The sequence below is a fragment of the Variovorax paradoxus genome, assembly GCF_000834655.1.
In the GTDB taxonomy this organism is placed as follows: Bacteria; Pseudomonadota; Gammaproteobacteria; order Burkholderiales; family Burkholderiaceae_C; genus Variovorax; species Variovorax paradoxus_F.
The window spans coordinates 340,382-358,288 of sequence record NZ_JXQQ01000010.1; the positions used below are offsets into that span (position 1 = coordinate 340,382).

General features: G+C 64.8%; 16 protein-coding genes and 1 pseudogene. 5 read left to right on the plus strand and 12 right to left on the minus strand.

Features of this window, described 5'->3' with window-relative positions:
- Positions 1 to 282: 282 nt before the first annotated feature.
- A complete protein-coding gene (locus RT97_RS34100; protein WP_080898200.1) occupies positions 283 to 837 on the minus strand; it encodes a DUF427 domain-containing protein in 555 nt (184 codons plus the stop codon).
- A 239-nt stretch (positions 838 to 1,076) separates the two neighbouring features.
- Between RT97_RS34100 and RT97_RS06210 the strand changes: the two are divergent.
- The 5 genes and pseudogenes from RT97_RS06210 to RT97_RS06235 all read left to right on the plus strand — a co-directional run.
- Positions 1,077 to 1,871, plus strand: a pseudogene (locus RT97_RS06210) (YihY family inner membrane protein); the annotation flags it as partial.
- An 801-nt stretch (positions 1,872 to 2,672) separates the two neighbouring features.
- Entirely contained in the window at positions 2,673 to 3,359 is a 687-nt protein-coding gene (locus RT97_RS06220) for a helix-turn-helix transcriptional regulator (RefSeq protein ID WP_042577862.1), read from the plus strand.
- Between the two features lie 58 nt (positions 3,360 to 3,417).
- On the plus strand, positions 3,418 to 4,278 hold the full coding sequence (locus RT97_RS06225) for an NmrA family NAD(P)-binding protein (protein ID WP_042577863.1): 861 nt from the start codon (positions 3,418 to 3,420) through the stop codon (positions 4,276 to 4,278).
- 669 nt (positions 4,279 to 4,947) lie between these two features.
- On the plus strand, positions 4,948 to 5,130 hold the full coding sequence (locus RT97_RS06230; RefSeq protein ID WP_042577864.1) for a hypothetical protein: 183 nt from the start codon (positions 4,948 to 4,950) through the stop codon (positions 5,128 to 5,130).
- An 80-nt stretch (positions 5,131 to 5,210) separates the two neighbouring features.
- Positions 5,211 to 7,295: a TonB-dependent receptor domain-containing protein gene (locus RT97_RS06235; protein ID WP_042577865.1), complete on the plus strand. Its 2,085-nt coding sequence runs from the start codon at positions 5,211 to 5,213 to the stop codon at positions 7,293 to 7,295.
- 20 nt (positions 7,296 to 7,315) lie between these two features.
- Here RT97_RS06235 and nikR read toward each other — a convergent pair whose 3' ends face one another.
- The 11 genes from nikR to RT97_RS06290 all read right to left on the minus strand — a co-directional run bounded on the left by nikR (position 7,316) and on the right by RT97_RS06290 (position 17,561).
- Positions 7,316 to 7,798 (minus strand): nickel-responsive transcriptional regulator NikR, encoded by a 483-nt coding sequence (nikR, locus tag RT97_RS06240; protein WP_042577866.1) that lies wholly within the window; start codon positions 7,796 to 7,798, stop codon positions 7,316 to 7,318.
- A 47-nt stretch (positions 7,799 to 7,845) separates the two neighbouring features.
- A complete protein-coding gene (locus RT97_RS06245; RefSeq protein WP_042577867.1) occupies positions 7,846 to 8,997 on the minus strand; it encodes a HupE/UreJ family protein in 1,152 nt (383 codons plus the stop codon).
- A 9-nt stretch (positions 8,998 to 9,006) separates the two neighbouring features.
- Positions 9,007 to 10,194, minus strand: coding sequence for a tetratricopeptide repeat protein (locus RT97_RS06250; RefSeq protein ID WP_042577868.1), 1,188 nt, complete (start codon positions 10,192 to 10,194; stop codon positions 9,007 to 9,009).
- A gap of 5 nt (positions 10,195 to 10,199) precedes the next feature.
- Positions 10,200 to 10,493, minus strand: a complete 294-nt coding sequence (locus RT97_RS06255; protein ID WP_042577869.1) for a hypothetical protein — start codon at positions 10,491 to 10,493, stop codon at positions 10,200 to 10,202.
- A gap of 10 nt (positions 10,494 to 10,503) precedes the next feature.
- Positions 10,504 to 11,988: a DUF4331 domain-containing protein gene (locus RT97_RS06260; RefSeq protein ID WP_042577870.1), complete on the minus strand. Its 1,485-nt coding sequence runs from the start codon at positions 11,986 to 11,988 to the stop codon at positions 10,504 to 10,506.
- A 292-nt stretch (positions 11,989 to 12,280) separates the two neighbouring features.
- Positions 12,281 to 12,679 carry a YkvA family protein gene (locus RT97_RS06265; RefSeq protein ID WP_042577937.1) on the minus strand — a complete coding sequence of 133 codons (399 nt, stop codon included), beginning with the start codon at positions 12,677 to 12,679 and terminating at the stop codon, positions 12,281 to 12,283.
- 180 nt (positions 12,680 to 12,859) lie between these two features.
- The gene (locus RT97_RS06270; protein WP_155403745.1) at positions 12,860 to 13,288 is read right to left on the minus strand and encodes a hypothetical protein; all 429 of its coding nucleotides are present in this window, start codon (positions 13,286 to 13,288) and stop codon (positions 12,860 to 12,862) included.
- 282 nt (positions 13,289 to 13,570) lie between these two features.
- Positions 13,571 to 14,017 (minus strand): MaoC family dehydratase, encoded by a 447-nt coding sequence (locus tag RT97_RS06275; RefSeq protein WP_042577872.1) that lies wholly within the window; start codon positions 14,015 to 14,017, stop codon positions 13,571 to 13,573.
- The gene (locus RT97_RS06280; protein WP_042577873.1) at positions 14,010 to 15,662 is read right to left on the minus strand and encodes an AMP-binding protein; all 1,653 of its coding nucleotides are present in this window, start codon (positions 15,660 to 15,662) and stop codon (positions 14,010 to 14,012) included. The genes RT97_RS06275 and RT97_RS06280 overlap by 8 nt, the downstream gene beginning before the upstream one ends.
- Positions 15,659 to 16,399 (minus strand): nitroreductase, encoded by a 741-nt coding sequence (locus RT97_RS06285; protein ID WP_042577874.1) that lies wholly within the window; start codon positions 16,397 to 16,399, stop codon positions 15,659 to 15,661. The genes RT97_RS06280 and RT97_RS06285 overlap by 4 nt, the downstream gene beginning before the upstream one ends.
- A gap of 130 nt (positions 16,400 to 16,529) precedes the next feature.
- Positions 16,530 to 17,561 (minus strand): AraC family transcriptional regulator, encoded by a 1,032-nt coding sequence (locus RT97_RS06290; RefSeq protein ID WP_042577875.1) that lies wholly within the window; start codon positions 17,559 to 17,561, stop codon positions 16,530 to 16,532.
- Positions 17,562 to 17,907 lie beyond the last annotated feature (346 nt).

Consider the following 17,907-nt stretch of genomic DNA (forward strand, 5'->3'; position numbering starts at 1 on the left):
GCAGCAACGACGTCTTCAGGGCAATCTGAACTTCGGCTTCAGGGCTCGGAGCGGAAGTCCATCGATCTCAGCAACAGGCCGGGCGCTGCAGAGGAGAATTGTCGGTCCAGTGGCTGGCAGGTTGATACCGACTCTCCGACCCAGCGCTGGTTGAGCGACCGGTGTGCTTGTTGAAGCCGAAGTTGGTCGGCCTTGCTCTCAACTCCGGTGACGCGCACTCGCGACGGCATTTGATTGTGCGATTTGTCCATGCTTGCGCACCGCGTCAATGAAACCAACTGGCTACCAACCTCCGCTACCGGTTCCGCCTTTGAAGGGTCCAGCCAGATCGGGCGTGATCCAGCCACCATAGAAGGCGCCCTCTTGCGGGTGGGCTCTCAATCCGCCGACATGGCAGTCAAGATTGTGGGCATAAAAGGCCACACATCCGGCTATTGGCTCAGCACCAGACAAGGGATGGGGGTAGCTCCAGGCGACTTGGTCTAAGCGACGTGCACCGTCCACCAGATTCCAATAGCGTGCCGGTCCCTTCCACTCACAGAACGAGCCACCGCCAGCGGGCTGCAACAATCCGGTCTGTACGTCGACCAGTGGCAGGTAGAAGGTGGGTGGGTGGGCTGTTTCGCGGACCGCCCAAGCGGCGCGTGTGCGCGCTATCTCCAGGCGGCCCCAGAGCACGACAATCTCGCGTGCTTCGCGTACGAGCTCTGGCGGTCTCGGGAAATCCCAAACCGACATCTGCCCTGAGGCCGGGGCATCGGCGAACGGGGGCCGCTGTTCCCCCCGCCAAACCCACTGCGCGCGGGCGCTCTCAAGCCAGTTGGAATCGCTGCTCATGACGGCATAGAGAATACATGACGAGGTCCAAGTGCCGGTCGAGAGGCTGAGAGCCCCCTCGCAGGAGCGGGCGCAGTTAGAGACCGCGCGCTTGGCCCTGAGGCTCGACCTTCGGGAGAATGTGCGTAAGCGGCGCTATGCTGAGCACAGGCTCAAGACAGCTGACCTCACCGCAATATCCCACAACGGCAGGGGTCCTTATCCCCCGCGAAGCCAGCCGACTGCCTCCTCAGCGATACATGCTTACCGTGTTCCGTCTAACAATCGAGCGCGCGCGGAAAGAGCGCTTGCCGCAAGTTGCTGGAAGCCTCGCGTTCACCACTTTGCTGTCAATCGTGCCTTTGCTGGCAACGAGCATCGTGCTGTTCACGCGATTTCCAGTCTTCGCGCGCTTCCAGGACGCGTTTCAAGAATTCTTGTTGAGCAGGCTGCTGCCCGCTGACATCACGCGCACGGTGCTGAAGTACCTGAACCAGTTCGCAGTCAACGCCAGCGGCCTCACGTGGGTCGGTTCGCTCTTTCTGCTGGGCACTGCCGTCGCCATGCTGCTCACCGTGGAGAACGCGCTGAACCAGATGTGGAAGATCAAGAAGAATCGGCCATTCCTCAAGAGGGTTGGCTTGTACATGCTCATGTTGGCCATCGGGCCGCCCGTCCTGGGCCTGAGCCTGTGGGCAACCTCGTATTTGCTGGGCATCTCCGTGGGCCTGATCGGTGCGTTGCCGCCCCCGCTCGCCTTCGTGCTCGACCTTGGCCCGCTCCTGCTCGGCGTCACCGTGGTGACGAGCATGTTCTACCTTGTCCCGAACACCAAGGTAGCGTTGCGTGACGCCTTCGCAGGCGGCTTGATCGCCAGTGTGGCGTTCGAGTTCGGCAAGCGCGGCTTCACGACATACCTCGTTAAAGTACCTACGTACAAGGCGCTGTATGGGGCATTCGCGGCGCTCCCCATCTTCTTGCTTTGGGTGTACTTCTCGTGGCTGGTCACGCTGGTTGCAGCCATGATGACGGCCAATCTGGCGCTCACTCGACGGCGGCCGGCAGGCAAAACCGCTCGCAATTGACGGCCGAGCGCGTGGACTGTCGCACATCTGAACTGTGATCACCGACCCATTGCTCGCTCAGGTCACTCAAGCATCCCGCTGGCCGTTCACGACCTGCTGGTCAGACAAATCAGCGTCTTGCTCCAATGCCTGTCTCCGTGCCGTTCTCCACAAGATTCACATCCGAAGACCGGCTATCGATCTGCTGCAAGATGGCGGGTCCCTCGTCCAACGCGGCTGCTTTGACGCCCCGGGGGCATCGGTGGTCCGCGCTGAATGTCCCTTGGCGATACCACGATGAATTGGCGTGCTCCTCACGGCGGCAGCCAAAGCGCTCGAGGACGACCAGTGCGCTGCGGTTCGCCTGGACCAGGCACTCCGGGGGACCGCCGAGGAACGATCAGGATCCACTCACCGCACGCAGCAACCTGACGCCATGATCGACAATTGCGCTAGATGCACGATCACTATCGCGGACCTGCGTTCGACAATGCGCGCGTGCCTGACCCGAGCGGTGCTCGACTTCGACATGGCAGGTGTGTTGACGGGCCACCATGTCCTGCCGCGGCTGTCGAGGCGGCGCGACTCGGCCAGCGCGGTAGGAATTGCCCCCAGTCTGCAACCTCTGGGCATGGCGTCAAGCGGCATGGTGCACTGCCGGCGTGCGGCAAGCAGATCGAGCCGACTGTTTCTCGGATCCAGACGCTTGACGAACAGAGGCGTCGCGTCTGGGGTCAACTCCGAGGCGTGGCCCAGGCAGCGACAGCTCGGCGATAACGGCCCAGGCATGCCATGACGCGCACGGAACGGCTGCTCCGAATTCTGCAGATGTTGCGCGAGAAGCGTCGGCCTGTGACGGCCGCGGCGATCGGTGAACATTTCGGCGTGAGCGAGCGGACGATCTATCGCGACATCGCCACCCTCACCAGCCAGGGCGCGATGATCGCAGGCGAGGCGGGCGTCGGGTTCGTGCTGCGCGACGACTTCTTCCTGCCCCCGTTGGCGTTCGACCCCCACGAAGCGGCAGCCCTGATGCTCGGTCTACGCTTCGTCCTGCGACGCGGTGGCGTTGGCCTGTCAGCCGCTGCAAAGAGCGCACAAGCAAAGCTCTCGGGGGCCATGCCGGCGCGTTTCGACGACGCCGCCGCGCGCAGGAGCGCGTTCGTCGTCGCGCCGCACCCTGCCGTTCGAGGGCAGATATTGGAGATCATTCGCGAGGCGATCGATCGCGCGCGCAAGGCCAGGATTCGATATGAACGGCCCGACGGCACTATCTCGGAACGAATCGTGTGGCCGATCGTCATCGGTTGGTTCGATGGCTTCGAGATGTTCGCCGCTTGGTGCGAATTACGCCAGGAGTTCCGCCACTTCCGTGTCGATCGGCTGGCGTGCATCGAACTTCTGGACCAGGATGCTGGCAGGCCGCGGCATGCACTTCTCCAAGACTACCGCAGGCTGGAACCCGACGTCGAGCTGTGACGCTCCTGACAGGAACTGTCGGGGCCCGCTCCTAGACTGCTCCGAAAAGGAGAACGTCATGTTTGTTGTCATGGGTGCAAACGGTCACGTTGGTTCTGTGGTTGCCAAGACGCTGTTGGAGCGTGGGCAGGCCGTGACAGTCGTGACTCACAATGAGTCGCATGGAGCCAGATGGCGGGGCGCTGGAGCACAGATTGCTCTCGCTGATGCGAATGATCGGGACTCGCTGCGGCGCGCCCTATCACTTGGCACGCGCGCATTCCTGCTCAATCCGCCCGCCGACGTGGCGCGCGATACCGACGCCGTCGAGTTGGCGACAGTCGCCGGAATCCTCGCCGCGCTGGACGGGTCCAGCCTCGAGAAGGTCGTCGCAGAATCGACCGCGGGTGCGAAACCGGGCCACCGTATCGGCGATGCCTCGGCCCTCTGGGAACTGGAGGAGGGGTTGCGCGCGCGGAGCATACCGTCGGCAATCAACAGAGCCCCTTTTTGTATGAGCAACTGGGAAACCCAGCTGGTGCATATCCGCAAGACAGGGAAGCTGTCGACCATGCTTCCCGAACAACTCAAGCTGCCGATGGCAGCCCCGGACGATCTGGGGCGCATCGCCGCGGACAGGCTGATGTCAGGCTTGGACGATGTTGGCGTGCGTTTTATCGAGGGTCCCGCGCGTTACTCGGCGTGCGATGTTGCGGCGGCATTCGCGCACGCCCTGAAGCGACCGGTCGAGGTCGAGTGCACGCCACGCGAAGCATGGCACGCGGGTTATCGAGCTTTGGGCTTCTCGGAACCTGCCGCCGATGCCTACACCCGGATGACGGAGGCGGCTCTCGACGATGGCTTCGACATGATCGTCGATCCACTCCGCGGTGAGATCTCGCTTGCCGCATACGTCGCTCAATTGACGAAGCGAAGGTGAAGCTGGGCAGCTTGCATCGGCGAAGGGCGAGAGGCCGGCGTCGGGCATTTGCGCACGACGCCCTTGCCCGTTGGCTCGCACGATAAAAGTTCCTGGCGAAGCGTTCGACGCGGTGGCCGTCGGGCCGTTCGTGCAGGCTGCATCTTTGCAGGTTCTGATCATGGCCGGATGGCACCGCGCCGCTCGCGGTCGGCCGCACGTCATTCGACGCGTGGCAGCACCGCATCGATTCGCGCGGGGACCGCATCGCTCGCACCTTCCAATCAAACGCTCGAAGACGGCTTCCAGCCAGACGCTTGGCTCTATCCAACTCGCCGCGAAGTCCGCCAGCTCACGAGACGATCGATTGAAGTGTCAACTCTGCCGACAAGACAAAGCACCCGCATCGACGTCGACTTGAGGCAGCGGTATCCACGTCAGAGCGAGAGTTGATGGCACGTACCGCCCTCGCTCCCGAAAAGGTCGTTCCGCATTTGTCCCACCTGACTGCGGCCACTTCGATTGCCACGAGCAAATCACGGCCTCGGAATCTTTTTGCGATCAAGGGTCCCGGTAGACCGTTCGGTCCCGGCGCGACGCTGCGTTCCGTTTCGAATCCGAACGATCAAGGTGTTCGTATTGCCTGTAGCCAGTGTTATCTGTCCGGCATCAACGCAAGGCGTCTCGCACATGAAAACCAAACCCAACCGTCTCGCAACCGCCGCGGTGGACATGATCACCGGCAAGAGCGGCGGCACCGCGGCGGTGACCATCTCGGATGTCACCCAGTCCAATGGCGAGGTCCACATGGTCGACAGGCTCCTGCGGCTCAAACAGAGCCTCCGAGCGACACATCGCCATCGCCGGGATTGATCGAACGCCGCCATGGCACGCCGCGGCGGAGAGGCTTCGACGTTCCGACGACCCCTTTTTTCTCATTTCCAGGAGCGCCGATGCGGAAGCTTGCGATTTCCCCTCACCCGATCTGGCTTGGCATCATCTTCGGTAGCGCCGCCGCCTGCGCGCAGCAAAGCCATCTTCCCGAGATCGAGGTACGTGGCCCGCGAGATGCAGGCGTTGGCAACGCGGACAGCGCGAGCGAGGGTGCGGTGGAGCGCGAGTCGTTCCAGACCCGGCCCAAGCTGCGGCCTGGCGACATCGTCGAGGCGGTGCCGGGTGTGGTCGCCACGCAGCACTCCGGCGACGGCAAGGCCAATCAGTATTTCCTTCGCGGCTTCAACCTCGACCATGGCACCGATTTCGCCGTCACCGTCGATGGAATGCCGGTGAACATGCCCACGCACGGACACGGCCAGGGCTACGCCGATCTGAACTTCCTGATCCCCGAGCTCGTCTCTGGCGTGCGCTACCGCAAGGGGCCGTACTTCGCCGAAAGCGGCGACTTCTCGCTCGCGGGCAGCGCGTCCCTCGATTACTTCAGCGTGCTGGACGCGCCCTTTGCCGAACTCACGCTGGGCACCCACAATTTCAAGCGCCTGCTGGCCGCGGGTTCGCGTACCCGCGAGGATCAGACTTGGCTCGGCGCCATCGAGATCGAAGGCAATGACGGCCCCTGGGAAGTGGCCGAAAACCTGCGCAAGGTGAGCGCCGTGGTGCGTTATTCGCAGGGCTCGCCGACACGCGGTTTCAGTCTCACCGGGATGGCCTACAAGAGCCGCTGGACCTCGACCGATCAGGTGCCCCAGCGCCTGATCGACACAGGCCAGCTCACGCGATTCGGCTCGCTCAACCCCACCGACGGCGGCAGTACGCAGCGCGTGAGCCTGTCCGGAAAATGGTTCGACAAGGGGGCAGAGGGCGAGACGATGATCAGCGCCTATGCGATCGACTACCGCTTCGACCTGTTCTCCGACTTCACGTATTTTCTGAACAACCCGGTCAACGGCGACCAGTTTGAGCAGACCGACCGGCGACGCATCTTCGGCGCGCAGGCGTCACGCACCATGCCGACGAAGTTCGGCGGCATGGACGGCATCCTGAGCTTCGGTGCGAGCTGGCGCGGCGACCGGATCTCCGAGGTGGGCCTCTACAGCACCCAGGCACGCGATCGGCTCGCGACGGTACGCAACGACAAGGTCTCGCAGGACCTGTTTGCCGTGTACGGCCAGCAACTCGTCTACATCACCGACCGCCTGCGCGGCTACGTGGGCGTGCGCGGCGACATACTGCGCTACCGGGTCGACGAGCGCGAGACGAGGTATGGCGCGGTCAACGGCGGCAAGGGGCACGACGCGATCGCCAGCCCAAAGGCCGGCCTGGCCTTTGCGTTGACTCCACAGCACGAGCTGTACTTGAACGCTGGCGTCGGTTTTCACAGCAACGACGTGCGCGGCGCGACCATCGCCATCGACCGCTCGGGCGGGTCCGCCGCCGACCGCGTGCCGGCGCTCGTCAAGGGGCGGGGCGCTGAGGTCGGCTGGCGCTTTCAGCCCGACGAGAACTTCACGGCGACGGTTGCGCTGTGGCAGCTCAAGCTCGACTCCGAGCTCGTGTACGTCGGCGATGCGGGCACCACCGAGCCTGGGCGCGCCAGCGGCCGCCGCGGCATCGAGGCGACGATGCGCTGGAAGCTCGATCGCGCCTGGCGCGTGGAGCTCGACGGCGCAGCCTCGCGCGCACGCTTCAAAGGGTTCGCACCTGAAGGCGAAGGCAACCATGTCGACAACGCCGTCGAGCGCGTCCTCGCAGCGGGCCTCACATACATCGACGGTCCGCTGACCGCATCGCTGCGACTGCGCTACCTCGGCCCGCGCGCGCTCGACACGACCAACACCATCCGCTCCCGCTCGGCCACGCTGGTGAACTTCGGTGTGCGCTACATCCTGAACAAGAATCTGACGCTTGGCCTGGATGTGTTCAATGTCGCCGGCAAAAAAGGCAATGACATCGAGTACGCCTACGCGTCCTGCTCGGCCGGCGAAGTGGCGTCGGGTGCGTGCAACGGCGGCGTGACCGGCCGGCACGTGCATCCGATGGAGCCGCGCAGCGCGCGGGTCAGCGCACGCTGGACGTTCTAGGCACGCGGCGCGCCCCGGTGTCAGTTCAGCGGGCTCTGGTGCGAGTGCGGGTGGGCCAGTGCATGCGCGTGGGCATGAGGTACCGCGTCGTCCATCAGCGCCACCACATTGGCGTGGCCGTGGCGAACGCCGCGCAGCGAGACCAGCGCGTCCGACAGGTCATGCACTGCGGCCACCGGACCGCGCAGCACCACGCACTCCATGCAGCTGCCATGGTCAAGCGGCGTCTGATGGCAGGCGATGACCATGCCATGGTGCGCGTGGCGCAAGGCCAGGAGCCGAGAGGCGAGCGCGAGCTCGCGGGTGTCGTAGACATAGCTCACATGCGCGATGCACGAGGTCACGGCCCGATCGAACGCCATGCCGCCGAGCCCTGCACGTCCAAGGCCGTAGCGGATCAGGTCGCGCACCGCCTCGGACCGACTGACGTACCGCTTTTGCCTGATGAGCGTCTCGAACTGTCTTGCAAGTTGCTCATCGAGAGAGATGGTGAAGCGGTTCATGGGCGTCTCATGCGCAGATACGCAATCGGCGACGCCCCGGATTCAGACTAGGAGAATGGAAGCATCTTGACGTCCAGCACGCGTTCGCACAGCCACACCGTGGCCAGCACCACCGCCGCCATCGAGCCGCCATGCAGCACCAGCGGCGGATAGCGGCGCCAGTTGCGCAGCCCCAGCAGCACGGCGAGGGCCACCGACACCACCGCCAGTTGCCCGGCCTCCACGCCCAGGTTGAACTGAAGCAGCGCCAGCGCGAACTGACCTGTCGGCAGCTCGAGTTCGCCCAGGGCGCCGGCGAAGCCGAAGCCATGGATCAGGCCGAAGAGGAAGCTGAAGAGCTTTCGGCGTCCGCCAAGCACGGGCCGGATGTTGTCAAGCGCCGCCAGGATGATGGTGATGGCGATCGCGGGCTCGATGATGCGCGGCGAGATCGTCACGATCTTCAGCCCTGCGAGCGCAAGCGTGATCGAGTGAGCGATGGTGAACATCGTCACGATGCCGAGCATCGGCCAGGCGGCGTCCCTCCATGCGAGCACAGGGGTCCAACAGCCGTCGCGGCGCTTGAGCACTGCGGGCAGCAGGAGGCAGACGAGGAACAGGATGTGGTCGTAGCCGATCAGGATGTGGTGGATGCCGTCGGCCAAGAAGCTGGCGGGCCGTGCGGCGTCTTCAGAACCGACCCACGCGATGGACACGGGCCCGGCCGACGGGTCCAGCGAACGCAGAAGCGGCGTGGCGGCGCTCTCGGCTTGCGCGCGCAACAGACCGCGGTGCGTTGGGTCCACGTCCTGGAAGAGCCGGTAGTCGATGGACAGCGCGGTGGCCGCGCTGCAGGGCGCGCGCATCTGCAGCACGAGATAGGCGCCGTCGATGCGGCTCTCGATGGCAGGCGGCTGTACTTCGGCGGGCACGCACTGCCCCTCCTGCAGGCGCAGGTGCCCCAGCGCGTAGGCCTTGATGTCGTCCAGTCGGTAGCGCACCTCGCCCCAGGACAGTTTCTGGTCGGCGTTGGCGTCCAGGTCGAGCACCGCGTCGAGGTCGCGCAGCGCGATGTCCCAGCGCAGGTCGATGCGGTCGGCTTTGCGTGACAGTTGCAAGTAGGCGTCGCTGGCCTTGTGCGCCTGCGCGGGAAGCACAGCCGAGGCGAGCACCCAGAGAAACAGCCAGGCCAGCAGGGAGCGGCAGGTGCGTGAGGTCATCGCGTGGCGTCAAAGCAGCGCGTCGACGCGCGCATCCCGCAGGCCGATTTCCCGCACCAGTGCCTTGACCTCGGCCCGCGCCAGCGCGTCCTTTGCCGCGACGGCAGCGCGTGCGAACAGGAGCAAGTCGATGGGTTCGCGCTGCAGCTTCACGTTGAGCCTGGCGAGGTCGAGCGCGCGCCGGGTGTCGCCCTCCACGTCGAGCGCGAACATTGCTTCTTCCCGCGCATGGACCGCGGTGGTGCCGGGCCGCTCGGCCGCCGCGCTGAAGCGCGCCTTGAGCTCGGCCGCCTCGGTGCGCCCGCCTTCGAGCCCGCGGGCGGCAATGGCCATGCGCAGCAGCACCGCGTCGCTGCGGGCTTGCGTGTTCAGTAGCGCGGTAATCTCCCCCGGCCGGCCGGCGCGCTGCAGGTAGTCGCTGTAGGCGAGCAGCACGTACCCAGCGCGCTCGGCCTGCAAGGCGCGGCGATAGGCCGCGTCGGCCTCGACAGGGCGGCCGGCGAGCTCCTCGACCTCGGCCAGGCTGGTGAGCAGCCATTGGCGCGTGCCGGCCTGTTCGCGCGCTTGAAGTAGCGGATCGGCCAGCAAGTTCGTCAATGCGCCGCGCGCTTCGTCGTAGTTGCCGCGCAGACCCGCGTTCTCCGCCAAGCAGGCCAGGCCGTAGAGGGCCGGACCGAAGCGTCCGAGCGCGCGGCACGCCGCGTCCGATTCGCTGTAGCGGCCGCGCACGCGGTGGAGGGTGGCCAGTGTGATCCACGCCTGGGCGTTGGCCGGTTGCCGGTTCAGCGCCGCTTTGAGGAGCGCCTGCGCGCCATCGAAGTCGTGCAGAAACTGCGCGATGGTTGCACGCATCACCAGTATGGCGCCCGGCGTCTCGTTGGGGGGGACGGTGGTCCAGTGGGCAAGGACGCCCATGGCGTTGCCTGCGTAGCGCGCATCGCCTTGCGACCTCGCCAGCTCAAGATAGCGGGTCGCAGCAGCAATGGCCACGGTCGCGTCCGTGGGGCGTTTCTGGAGTTCGCGGCGCAGCGTGCGCGCCTCGCGCGACCATCCGGCGACCAAGGGCAGCGATTCGACGACCTCGTTGTCGTCGGTGGGAACGCGGGGCGCGGCGCCGACGCAGGTCGTCGCCGCGGATATCCAGAGCGCGGCGGCCCACGCCTGCAATGCGTACCGCGTGGGCAGGCGCCGGAGCATCGCCGTCACTCGGTGGAGACGGGGTCTTTGGTTTCCGAGGTCGGCGGCGGATCGAACATCGCGACGTCCGCGGCCTCGGCCGTGTCGAGCCCCCCGCCGGCCACCAGCGCTTTGACGTAGGCGATGAAGGTGTCGTACGCATCCGCTTGTGGCGGGGGTGTCGTCGGCGGCTGGCCGCCGCCGGCGGGTGGAAAAGGGTAAAAGCTGCCCCCCCCGCCGCCGCCACCACCACCGCAGCCCGCGAGGGTGACAGCAACCAAGAGCGGGCAGGCGATACGATAGAACGTGTTCTTCGTCATGGCGTTCTCTTTATTGAGCGCCGGGCAGCGGCGTGTTCAGATAGGGAAAGGTCTCCGGGAACTGCGCTGCGCTCTGCAACGCGCCGTCGGTGATCGCCGCCGAGCCCGCAGGCGCGTCGGACGGCTTGCAGCCGACCTTGAGCGTGTCGGTGGCGCCGGTGGCGACGCACAATACGCCCATCGCCACGCGCAGTTCCGCATCGACCACGTCGTCGCCGGGGCGGCGGCCGTTCGGGAAGCCAGCCGTGTCACCGCCCAGAACGCCCAGATTGCTCTGGCTGGCCTTGGGCGTCGGGGCGATCCCGGTGTTCAGGCGGAGCATTTCCGAAGCGGTCACGTTCGCGGGCTTGTTGACGCCTTCAACGCCGGTCAGGAACGCTGCCACAAGGTCGGTGCGCGGGAAGTTCGTCGGCGCTGGCGCCGAGGGGAACAATTTCTGTACGAGCGCGGGAAGGGTCGGATTGGTCACATAGTCGGCGAACTGCCCGTCATCCTTGGGCCTGGAGCTGTTGAAGCGGTCCTTGTCCTTCAGGCCGATGACGACCTCGTTGACCAGGGGCATGCCGAGCCGCGAGACCTGGGCCCAGGCGCCACCGGCGAGCGTGGTGGTGCCGTGGCCGCGCTTCGGTGGGCTGGCGACGAGCTGGCCCTGGCGCACGCTCGCTGTTGTCCAGCCGCCGATGATGGGCTTGCCTGCGGTGGTGACGCAGGCGATGGGCACCTCAAGCGCCATGGTGGTGACGTTCTTGCCGGCAAGGGCATCGGGATTGCCGTTCGGCGAGCCGAGCGGGTTCAGGTTGATCAGGTCGAATACCTGGCCCAGCGCCACGCTGAACGGGTCCTTGCGCTGCCCGACAAATACGCGGCCCGGCGCGGCGCAGCCCGGGATGTTGACGTTGTACAGGTGCTGGGCCGCATAGGCAGCGTAGCCCGTGGGGCCGCCGAAGGTCTTGTCGCCAATGTTGTCGGTGGGTTTGTCGAACTCCTTGGCGCCGCCGGCCGCGGTGACGGCCTCGCTCACCCCCGTGCGGCGGTCGCCGCGCACGATATTGAGCGTGAAAGTCTCGCGCAGGTTGCTGGTGGCCTGGTTCGGGCCCGTGATGCCGCCGGCCTGCACCAGCGGAATGGACACCTGTTTGCCAGCGATCGGCAACTGGATGTCGCGCAGCGTGTTCTTGAAGCGGAACTGGAAGGTGATGTTCTCGACCGCGTCGCCGTCGGTGTCCAGATGGATCTCGTAGAGCGCGTTCGGGTCCATCGAAAAGTAGTTCGGACCGCCGTACGGGCTCTGGTCGGGTTGGTAGTTGGCGATGAGGGTGACATAGTCCTGGCGCCCGGTCTCGTAGCTGCGGAACATATAGAAGTCGGTGGCATCGACCTTCGGGGTGCCGGCGATCGAGGGCGCCTCGCGGTGACTGGACGCGTAAGCGCCGGACGACGTCATCGCGCAAGCCGCAACGACGCAGGCATGCAGGGGAATTCGAACGAGATTCATTGCTGTCACCCTCGGTAGTAGGAGTCGGTTGTGGAAGGAACCAACTCAAGTACGGCGGCAGCAGACGGTTGGTTTGTCGGACACCAGGCCGGGAATTTCATACGAATCGCTCCAGACGTCACAACCAGGAACTCGTCAAGTCCTGGTGCGACAACAAGAAGGACCATGGCAGGATGCGGTCCTATCCTGGCTCATCGCTCCGACCGCGGCGAATCCCGCCCATTCAAACTCTGAATCGACCACGGCAGCCAAGCGCGCTCTCGACACACACTGCACGCCATGGACCTGTCGCTCAGCGGCTCTGCGCCGAGCACCACCACTGCCAGGCGCCCCAACACGCCACCAGCCAGAACAGGACGATGAGCACCGCGCCGAACTTGCTGGTCGGCTCGGCCCGCTTGGACGTCATCCACTCTTCCGCCTGGTTGCGGCACTCTGCCAGGACGTCGGCCGGGAGCAGCCGGATGGCCAGCCAGATCAACCCGGGCAGAAGCAAGGCATCATCGAGATAGCCCAAGATCGGAATGAAGTCCGGAATCAGATCGATCGGGCTGAGCGCGTACGCGACAACCAAAAGTCCGAGCGCCCTGGCGTACCACGGCGTGCGCGCATGCTTGCCTGCAAACCACAGCGTCACGCCGTCGCGCTTGATTCGCCGGGCCCATGTTCTCAAACGCTTGCGGGTACGCATGCGCCAGAGCATGCCACGGCCTTTTGCTTGTCAGCGCGCTCGCGGATTCTTGCCCGAGAGATCGTGGCTCGTTGTTCGCCTCCCGCGCCCAGGCACTCCCGAGCCAGGCGCCGGCCAACGGCGCACGCTCGGCCCGGGTCTTACGTTGCGGCGATGTCCCTGCGTCGAAGGAACGGGCGCTCAGGTCGGCCGATCCATGGCGCAGGCGTAAAGAGCGGCTTCCTCCGGTCCCATGGATGCCTCCAAGTCAGCCAGCTCCATGCATTCCAGGTCATAGGACACCCACTCCAGGAGGTGCGAAGGCGGCATGCAATCCACCCCGCAGCAGTCGCTCCACGGCCCCAGGCGCGCAGGGGCACTGCGCCGCATCGACTGCAGGTAGAGCGCTCGCGCCACGCGAACCCTGGCGAGATCATCCGCGCCCAGCATGCGGCGCATACCCTCCCAGCGTTGGTCACATGCTTTGAGCCTGCGCACGGAATCCACCAGTTCGTCCGCCGTCGTTGGTACCAGCCCCTCGCTCCCGCCACGCGGCGCCCGTCGGCGATGAAATTCGCAAAGCACACGCGCATAGGCACATTGCTGCAAGAGCATCAGTGCGTGGGTCATGCGATCCGACATCGAGTTCATCTCCACTGAACGAGGGTAGCGGCAGTGAAAAAAGAAGAACCTTCGCGGCAAAACTGCGGTGGTTCCAAAGCCGTTGTCAGAAACTTCGCGCGGTCCCGCCCGCACGCATGTGAGAGAGAGACTTTTCTAGGGCGCTTCTCCTGTCCTACGACAAAGACGGCGCGGACGACGAGCATCGCCCATCGCGTCGACCGTGATCAGGGCATGGACCGGGCCTTGGCATGGCGCGATTGGCTCGGCTTTCGCGATACGCGTCGTCTGTCAACCCGTTCGCGGCACAAACGAAACCCGCCCTTGCGCAAGCACGAGCGTGCGCCCGTCGAGCGCTCTCATGGTGCCGTCCAGGCTGAGCCTGAGTCCGCCTTTGGGCCGCGAGTCCACGGACGTCACAACCCACTCCAGCAGCACGCTTTCGGTGGCCTTCACGGCACGCAGAAGATCGAAAGAGAAGTTCATTCCGAGCACGCTGCCCATTGGAGACAAGTGTGTAGCGGTCAATCCCATCAGGAGGGACGTGGTGTGCGTGGCGCTGGCGATCAGGCTGCCAAAGCGGGTGCCCGATGCGTAGTCGGCATCGACGTGAAGCGGATTGTCGTCTCCCGCGGCAAGCGAGAACGCCCTGACCTGTTCCTCGTCGAATGTGTGCGTGCGAGAAAAGCGGTATCCGGCGCCCACATCCGGGCGATCGGTTTCGGAGGCCTCAACCATGGCCGGCCAGACGGGTGATGGCGGCCGCGCTCCCTGCCTCCTCGCGAAGCCTGAACTTCTGGATCTTTCCCGTGGCTGTCTTGGGCAACGCATGAAAGACGATGCGTTGGGGGCATTTGAAATGGGCCAGTCGCGCACGACAGAAATCGATGATGTCCTGCTCTGACGGCTGCGCCGCGCCAGCCCTCAGCTCGATGAACGCACAGGGTACCTCGCCCCACTTCGCGTCGGGCTGAGCCACCACCGCCGCATGCAGCACGGCCGGATGGCCATGGATCACCTCCTCTACTTCGACGGAGGAAATGTTCTCCCCGCCGGAGATGATCACGTCCTTGGATCTGTCGGTTATCTGGACATAGCCGTTGACGTGCTGAACCGCCACGTCGCCCGTGCGAAACCACCCATCGGCCAGCGCCCTGCGCGTTGCGGCTTCGTTCTTGAAGTAGCCCATCATCACGGTATTGCCCCGCAACATCAGTTCGCCGGCCGTTCGGCCGTCCGATGCAACGGGCTCGAGCGTGTCGGCGTCGCCCACCATGAGCCCTTCGAACATTGCAGCGCGCGCTCCCTGACGTACCCGAAGCCTGCCCTGCTCTGCGGGCGGAAGCTCATTCCATCCGTCCTGCCATTCGCAGCTCACCGGCGTTCCGGACACCTCCGTGATACCGAACACGTGATCCACATCGAAACCCATCGAGCGGACCGCTTCAAGAACGGCCAGCGGTGGAGGGGACCCCGCGGTCAACACACGCACCGGCCGGAGCAATGTCCGGCCTCGGGCCGCGTCTGCCAGCATGGCCATGACGATCGGCGCAGCGCACAGGTGATCGATGCCGTGCGCGTCGATCGCCGTCATGACTGCATCGGCAGAAACCTTGCGCAGGCACACGTGGGTGCCTGCGGTCGCGGTGATGGCCCATGTGAAGCACCAGCCATTGGCATGAAACATCGGCAGCGTCCATAGGTAACGTGGCGCGCGTGGCATGGACCAGTTGGTGACCTGGAGCTGGCTCATCAGGTAAGTGCCTCGGTGGCTCGCCACGACGCCCTTGGGATCGCCGGTTGTCCCGGATGTGTAGTTCAAGGCAATGGGCTGCCACTCGTCGCTTGGCCAGACGCCGGAAAAACCGGGATCGCCCCGGGCAAGAAGCGATTCGTAGTCCAGCACGCCGACGCAGGCGCCAGCCGGAGCCAAGTGATCCTCGATATCAACGACGATAGGTCGGTGGTCGAGCAATTCCAGCGCAGCCGCCGCAACGCCCGCGTACTCCCGGTCGACCATCAGCAGCTTGCACTCGCCGTGCCGGAGGATGAATGCCACGCCTTCGGCATCCAGCCGATGGTTGATGGCATTGAGCACCGCCCCGGCCAGAGGGACGCCGAAGTGAGCCTCCAGCATGGCGGGTGTGTTTGGCGCAAGGACGGACACCGTGTCGCCAGGCTCGATCCCCATGGCGACCAATGCAGAAGCCAACCGATAGCAGCGCTCCCGCGTGTGTGACCACGTGCGAGTCAGGTCGCCGTGGACCACGGCGATGCGTCGTGGATGCACAAGGGCCGCCCGATCCAGGAACCCCAACGGCGTGAGAGGAACGTGGTTGGCCGCGCAACGCTCCAGGCCAACTGCATAGGATGCTGCACTCATGCCAAGGTCTCCTTCGGATTCGGATGGAAAGTGGTGAACGCAGCGACCGGCTCCCTTTGCGTGACCAGCGTGTTCTCGATGGCCGTTTCATCGGCATGGCCAAGGCTCATCCCGCACACGAGCATCTGCGCATCGGGAATCTGCAGACAGCTTGCGATCTCGCGATGAAACTTGAGAAAAGCCGCCTGCGGACAGGTGTGAAGATTGCGCGCGCGGGCCGCCACCATCACGCTCTGCAGAAACATCCCGTAGTCGAGGAAACTTCCCTGCGCCAAGTGGCGCTCGATGGTGAAGAACAAGCCGACCGGCGCATCGAAGAATCGATAGTTGCGGCCGTGTTGAAGGTGCATGCGGGACTTGTCGCCCTTTCCGATCCCGAGCAGCCCATAAAGATCCCATCCCACCTTGCGGCGTCTCTCCAGGTACGGTGTGACCCATTTGCGCGGGTAGTAGTCATAGGGCTCGGTCAATTCCGCGGCGAGTCCGGGATCGCCCTCGACTGCTGCAAGCCGTGCGCACAACCGGTCCTTCGCTGCACCAGTCACGACGTGCACGCGCCAGGGCTGCATGTTCATGCCCGACGCGCAGTGGCTGGCAGTTTCGAGGATCGATTCGATGTCGTGGACCGGTACCGGCGTCGGGAGAAACGCGCGCACGCTGCGTCGGGTCACGATGGCCCAATCCACCGCCTCTCGCAGCGATTTCAGGTCCAGCGGCCACGATGTCGTTCGGTTCATTGTTCAGAGTCCTGGGTTGCGGGAAGACGGCTGCAATTTCAGCCGTCCACTCTAGGGAGGCTGGGTTTGCGCGTCGATGCCCAAAGACACCAGGTGAAGTGGGGCGACCCGCCACCCATCGGGACGACTGTCAGGACTTGGCCGGGACCGCCATCCGGTAAGCACCCGGGCTCACGCCCGTCCATTTCTTGAAGGCGCGGTGAAATGCGCTCGCTTCCTGGAAGCCTGTGCGCGCGGCCACCTCGGACACGGTCATCGGCGTCGTCGAGAGCAGGTCTATCGCAATGTCGCGACGCAGGTCGTCCTTCAACCGCTGATAGTTCAGGCCCTCCTGCTGCAGCTGCCTCTGGAGCGTGGTGTCCGACATGTGCAGGTCCTGTGCGAGGCGGTGCAGATCGGGCCACTGATCCGGCAGCTGGTTGCGCAGGCGCCGGCGCACGAGGGCGTGGGTGCTCGATTCATTGCGGTACTGCACCAGCAGATTGCCGGGCGCCTGGCGCAAGAAGCCATCGACCGTGTCGGCGGTTTCGACAATCTCCAGATCCAGGAAGGCACTGTCGAACGCAATGTGCGTCGATTCCGCCGAAAAGACGACGTTCTGGCAGAACCTCGTGCGGTAGTGGCTGTCGTCAGCGGGCGCTGGACACCGGAAGTGCATCCCGCGCAACGGAATCCGGCGGTGGACGAGCCAGCATGCCAGGCCGTGGACCAAAATGAACCAGGTGCCGTACCCGAATAGGCGACGCATCACACCGCCGTCGTGCAACACGATGCGCGCTTCGCCGTCCTCGCGGATCAGTTCACCGCGAAAGTCGTCCAGCGTTGTCCGCAGGAACCGCAGGATACGGCGCAGTGCGTGCTCAAGCTTGTGTGCGCTGACGGCGGCGCGCGTCATGAGCGCGTAGCTGCCGCGCCTGAGCCCATGGCTGTCGAGGCCGAAGAATTCATCGTCCATGAGGTCGGCCAGCGCAACCCACATCCGCGAGTACGCCGCCGCCGGGATTCTTGCGCGACCGGACTGCAACAACCCGGGGTCCAGATTCGCCGTCTCGAGCACGCGGCTGATGTCCATGTTCCTCAGCAATGCCGCATGCAGCGCCTCATGGACCAATTCGACCGAAACGGTTCCTTTGACGCCCGCAAGTTTTGTGGACGCTGCCACTGGATGCTGCTCCTCGATCCTGTGTTGTGAATTCCCCGAAAGGCCGGCTGGCGGTCAATCGCGCTATTTGATGGACCTACCCACCCGATCGATGGTCGCTGCTCGCGGCCACCTCTTACCCGAGGCCGCCATTGGGCGCGCCGGCAATCACCACCATTCCTCGTGAACGGCGTGCATGCGAGCCGGCGATCCACGGGCTCCGGTCCCGCTCGGGCCCCGGCCAGTGTGAAAGGAGAACGGCAACTTTTTAACCCCGCCACGGCACGAGAGATCGGTTCAGCACACGACCTGATGGGATTGCCATTGCCTGCCTTCATGATATCGCTGCGCACCCCAAGCAGAAGAC

What these genes read in the sequence shown, in the direction of transcription:
- RT97_RS34100 (WP_080898200.1), bottom strand. Translation starts at nt 837, where the DNA reads ATGAGCAGCGATTCCAACTGGCTTGAGAGCGCCCGCGCGCAGTGGGTT.
- RT97_RS06220 (WP_042577862.1), top strand. Translation starts at nt 2,673, where the DNA reads ATGACGCGCACGGAACGGCTGCTCCGAATTCTGCAGATGTTGCGCGAG.
- RT97_RS06225 (WP_042577863.1), top strand. Translation starts at nt 3,418, where the DNA reads ATGTTTGTTGTCATGGGTGCAAACGGTCACGTTGGTTCTGTGGTTGCC.
- RT97_RS06230 (WP_042577864.1), top strand. Translation starts at nt 4,948, where the DNA reads ATGAAAACCAAACCCAACCGTCTCGCAACCGCCGCGGTGGACATGATC.
- RT97_RS06235 (WP_042577865.1), top strand. Translation starts at nt 5,211, where the DNA reads ATGCGGAAGCTTGCGATTTCCCCTCACCCGATCTGGCTTGGCATCATC.
- nikR (WP_042577866.1), bottom strand. Translation starts at nt 7,798, where the DNA reads ATGAACCGCTTCACCATCTCTCTCGATGAGCAACTTGCAAGACAGTTC.
- RT97_RS06245 (WP_042577867.1), bottom strand. Translation starts at nt 8,997, where the DNA reads ATGACCTCACGCACCTGCCGCTCCCTGCTGGCCTGGCTGTTTCTCTGG.
- RT97_RS06250 (WP_042577868.1), bottom strand. Translation starts at nt 10,194, where the DNA reads ATGCTCCGGCGCCTGCCCACGCGGTACGCATTGCAGGCGTGGGCCGCC.
- RT97_RS06255 (WP_042577869.1), bottom strand. Translation starts at nt 10,493, where the DNA reads ATGACGAAGAACACGTTCTATCGTATCGCCTGCCCGCTCTTGGTTGCT.
- RT97_RS06260 (WP_042577870.1), bottom strand. Translation starts at nt 11,988, where the DNA reads ATGAATCTCGTTCGAATTCCCCTGCATGCCTGCGTCGTTGCGGCTTGC.
- RT97_RS06265 (WP_042577937.1), bottom strand. Translation starts at nt 12,679, where the DNA reads ATGCGTACCCGCAAGCGTTTGAGAACATGGGCCCGGCGAATCAAGCGC.
- RT97_RS06270 (WP_155403745.1), bottom strand. Translation starts at nt 13,288, where the DNA reads ATGACCCACGCACTGATGCTCTTGCAGCAATGTGCCTATGCGCGTGTG.
- RT97_RS06275 (WP_042577872.1), bottom strand. Translation starts at nt 14,017, where the DNA reads ATGGTTGAGGCCTCCGAAACCGATCGCCCGGATGTGGGCGCCGGATAC.
- RT97_RS06280 (WP_042577873.1), bottom strand. Translation starts at nt 15,662, where the DNA reads ATGAGTGCAGCATCCTATGCAGTTGGCCTGGAGCGTTGCGCGGCCAAC.
- RT97_RS06285 (WP_042577874.1), bottom strand. Translation starts at nt 16,399, where the DNA reads ATGAACCGAACGACATCGTGGCCGCTGGACCTGAAATCGCTGCGAGAG.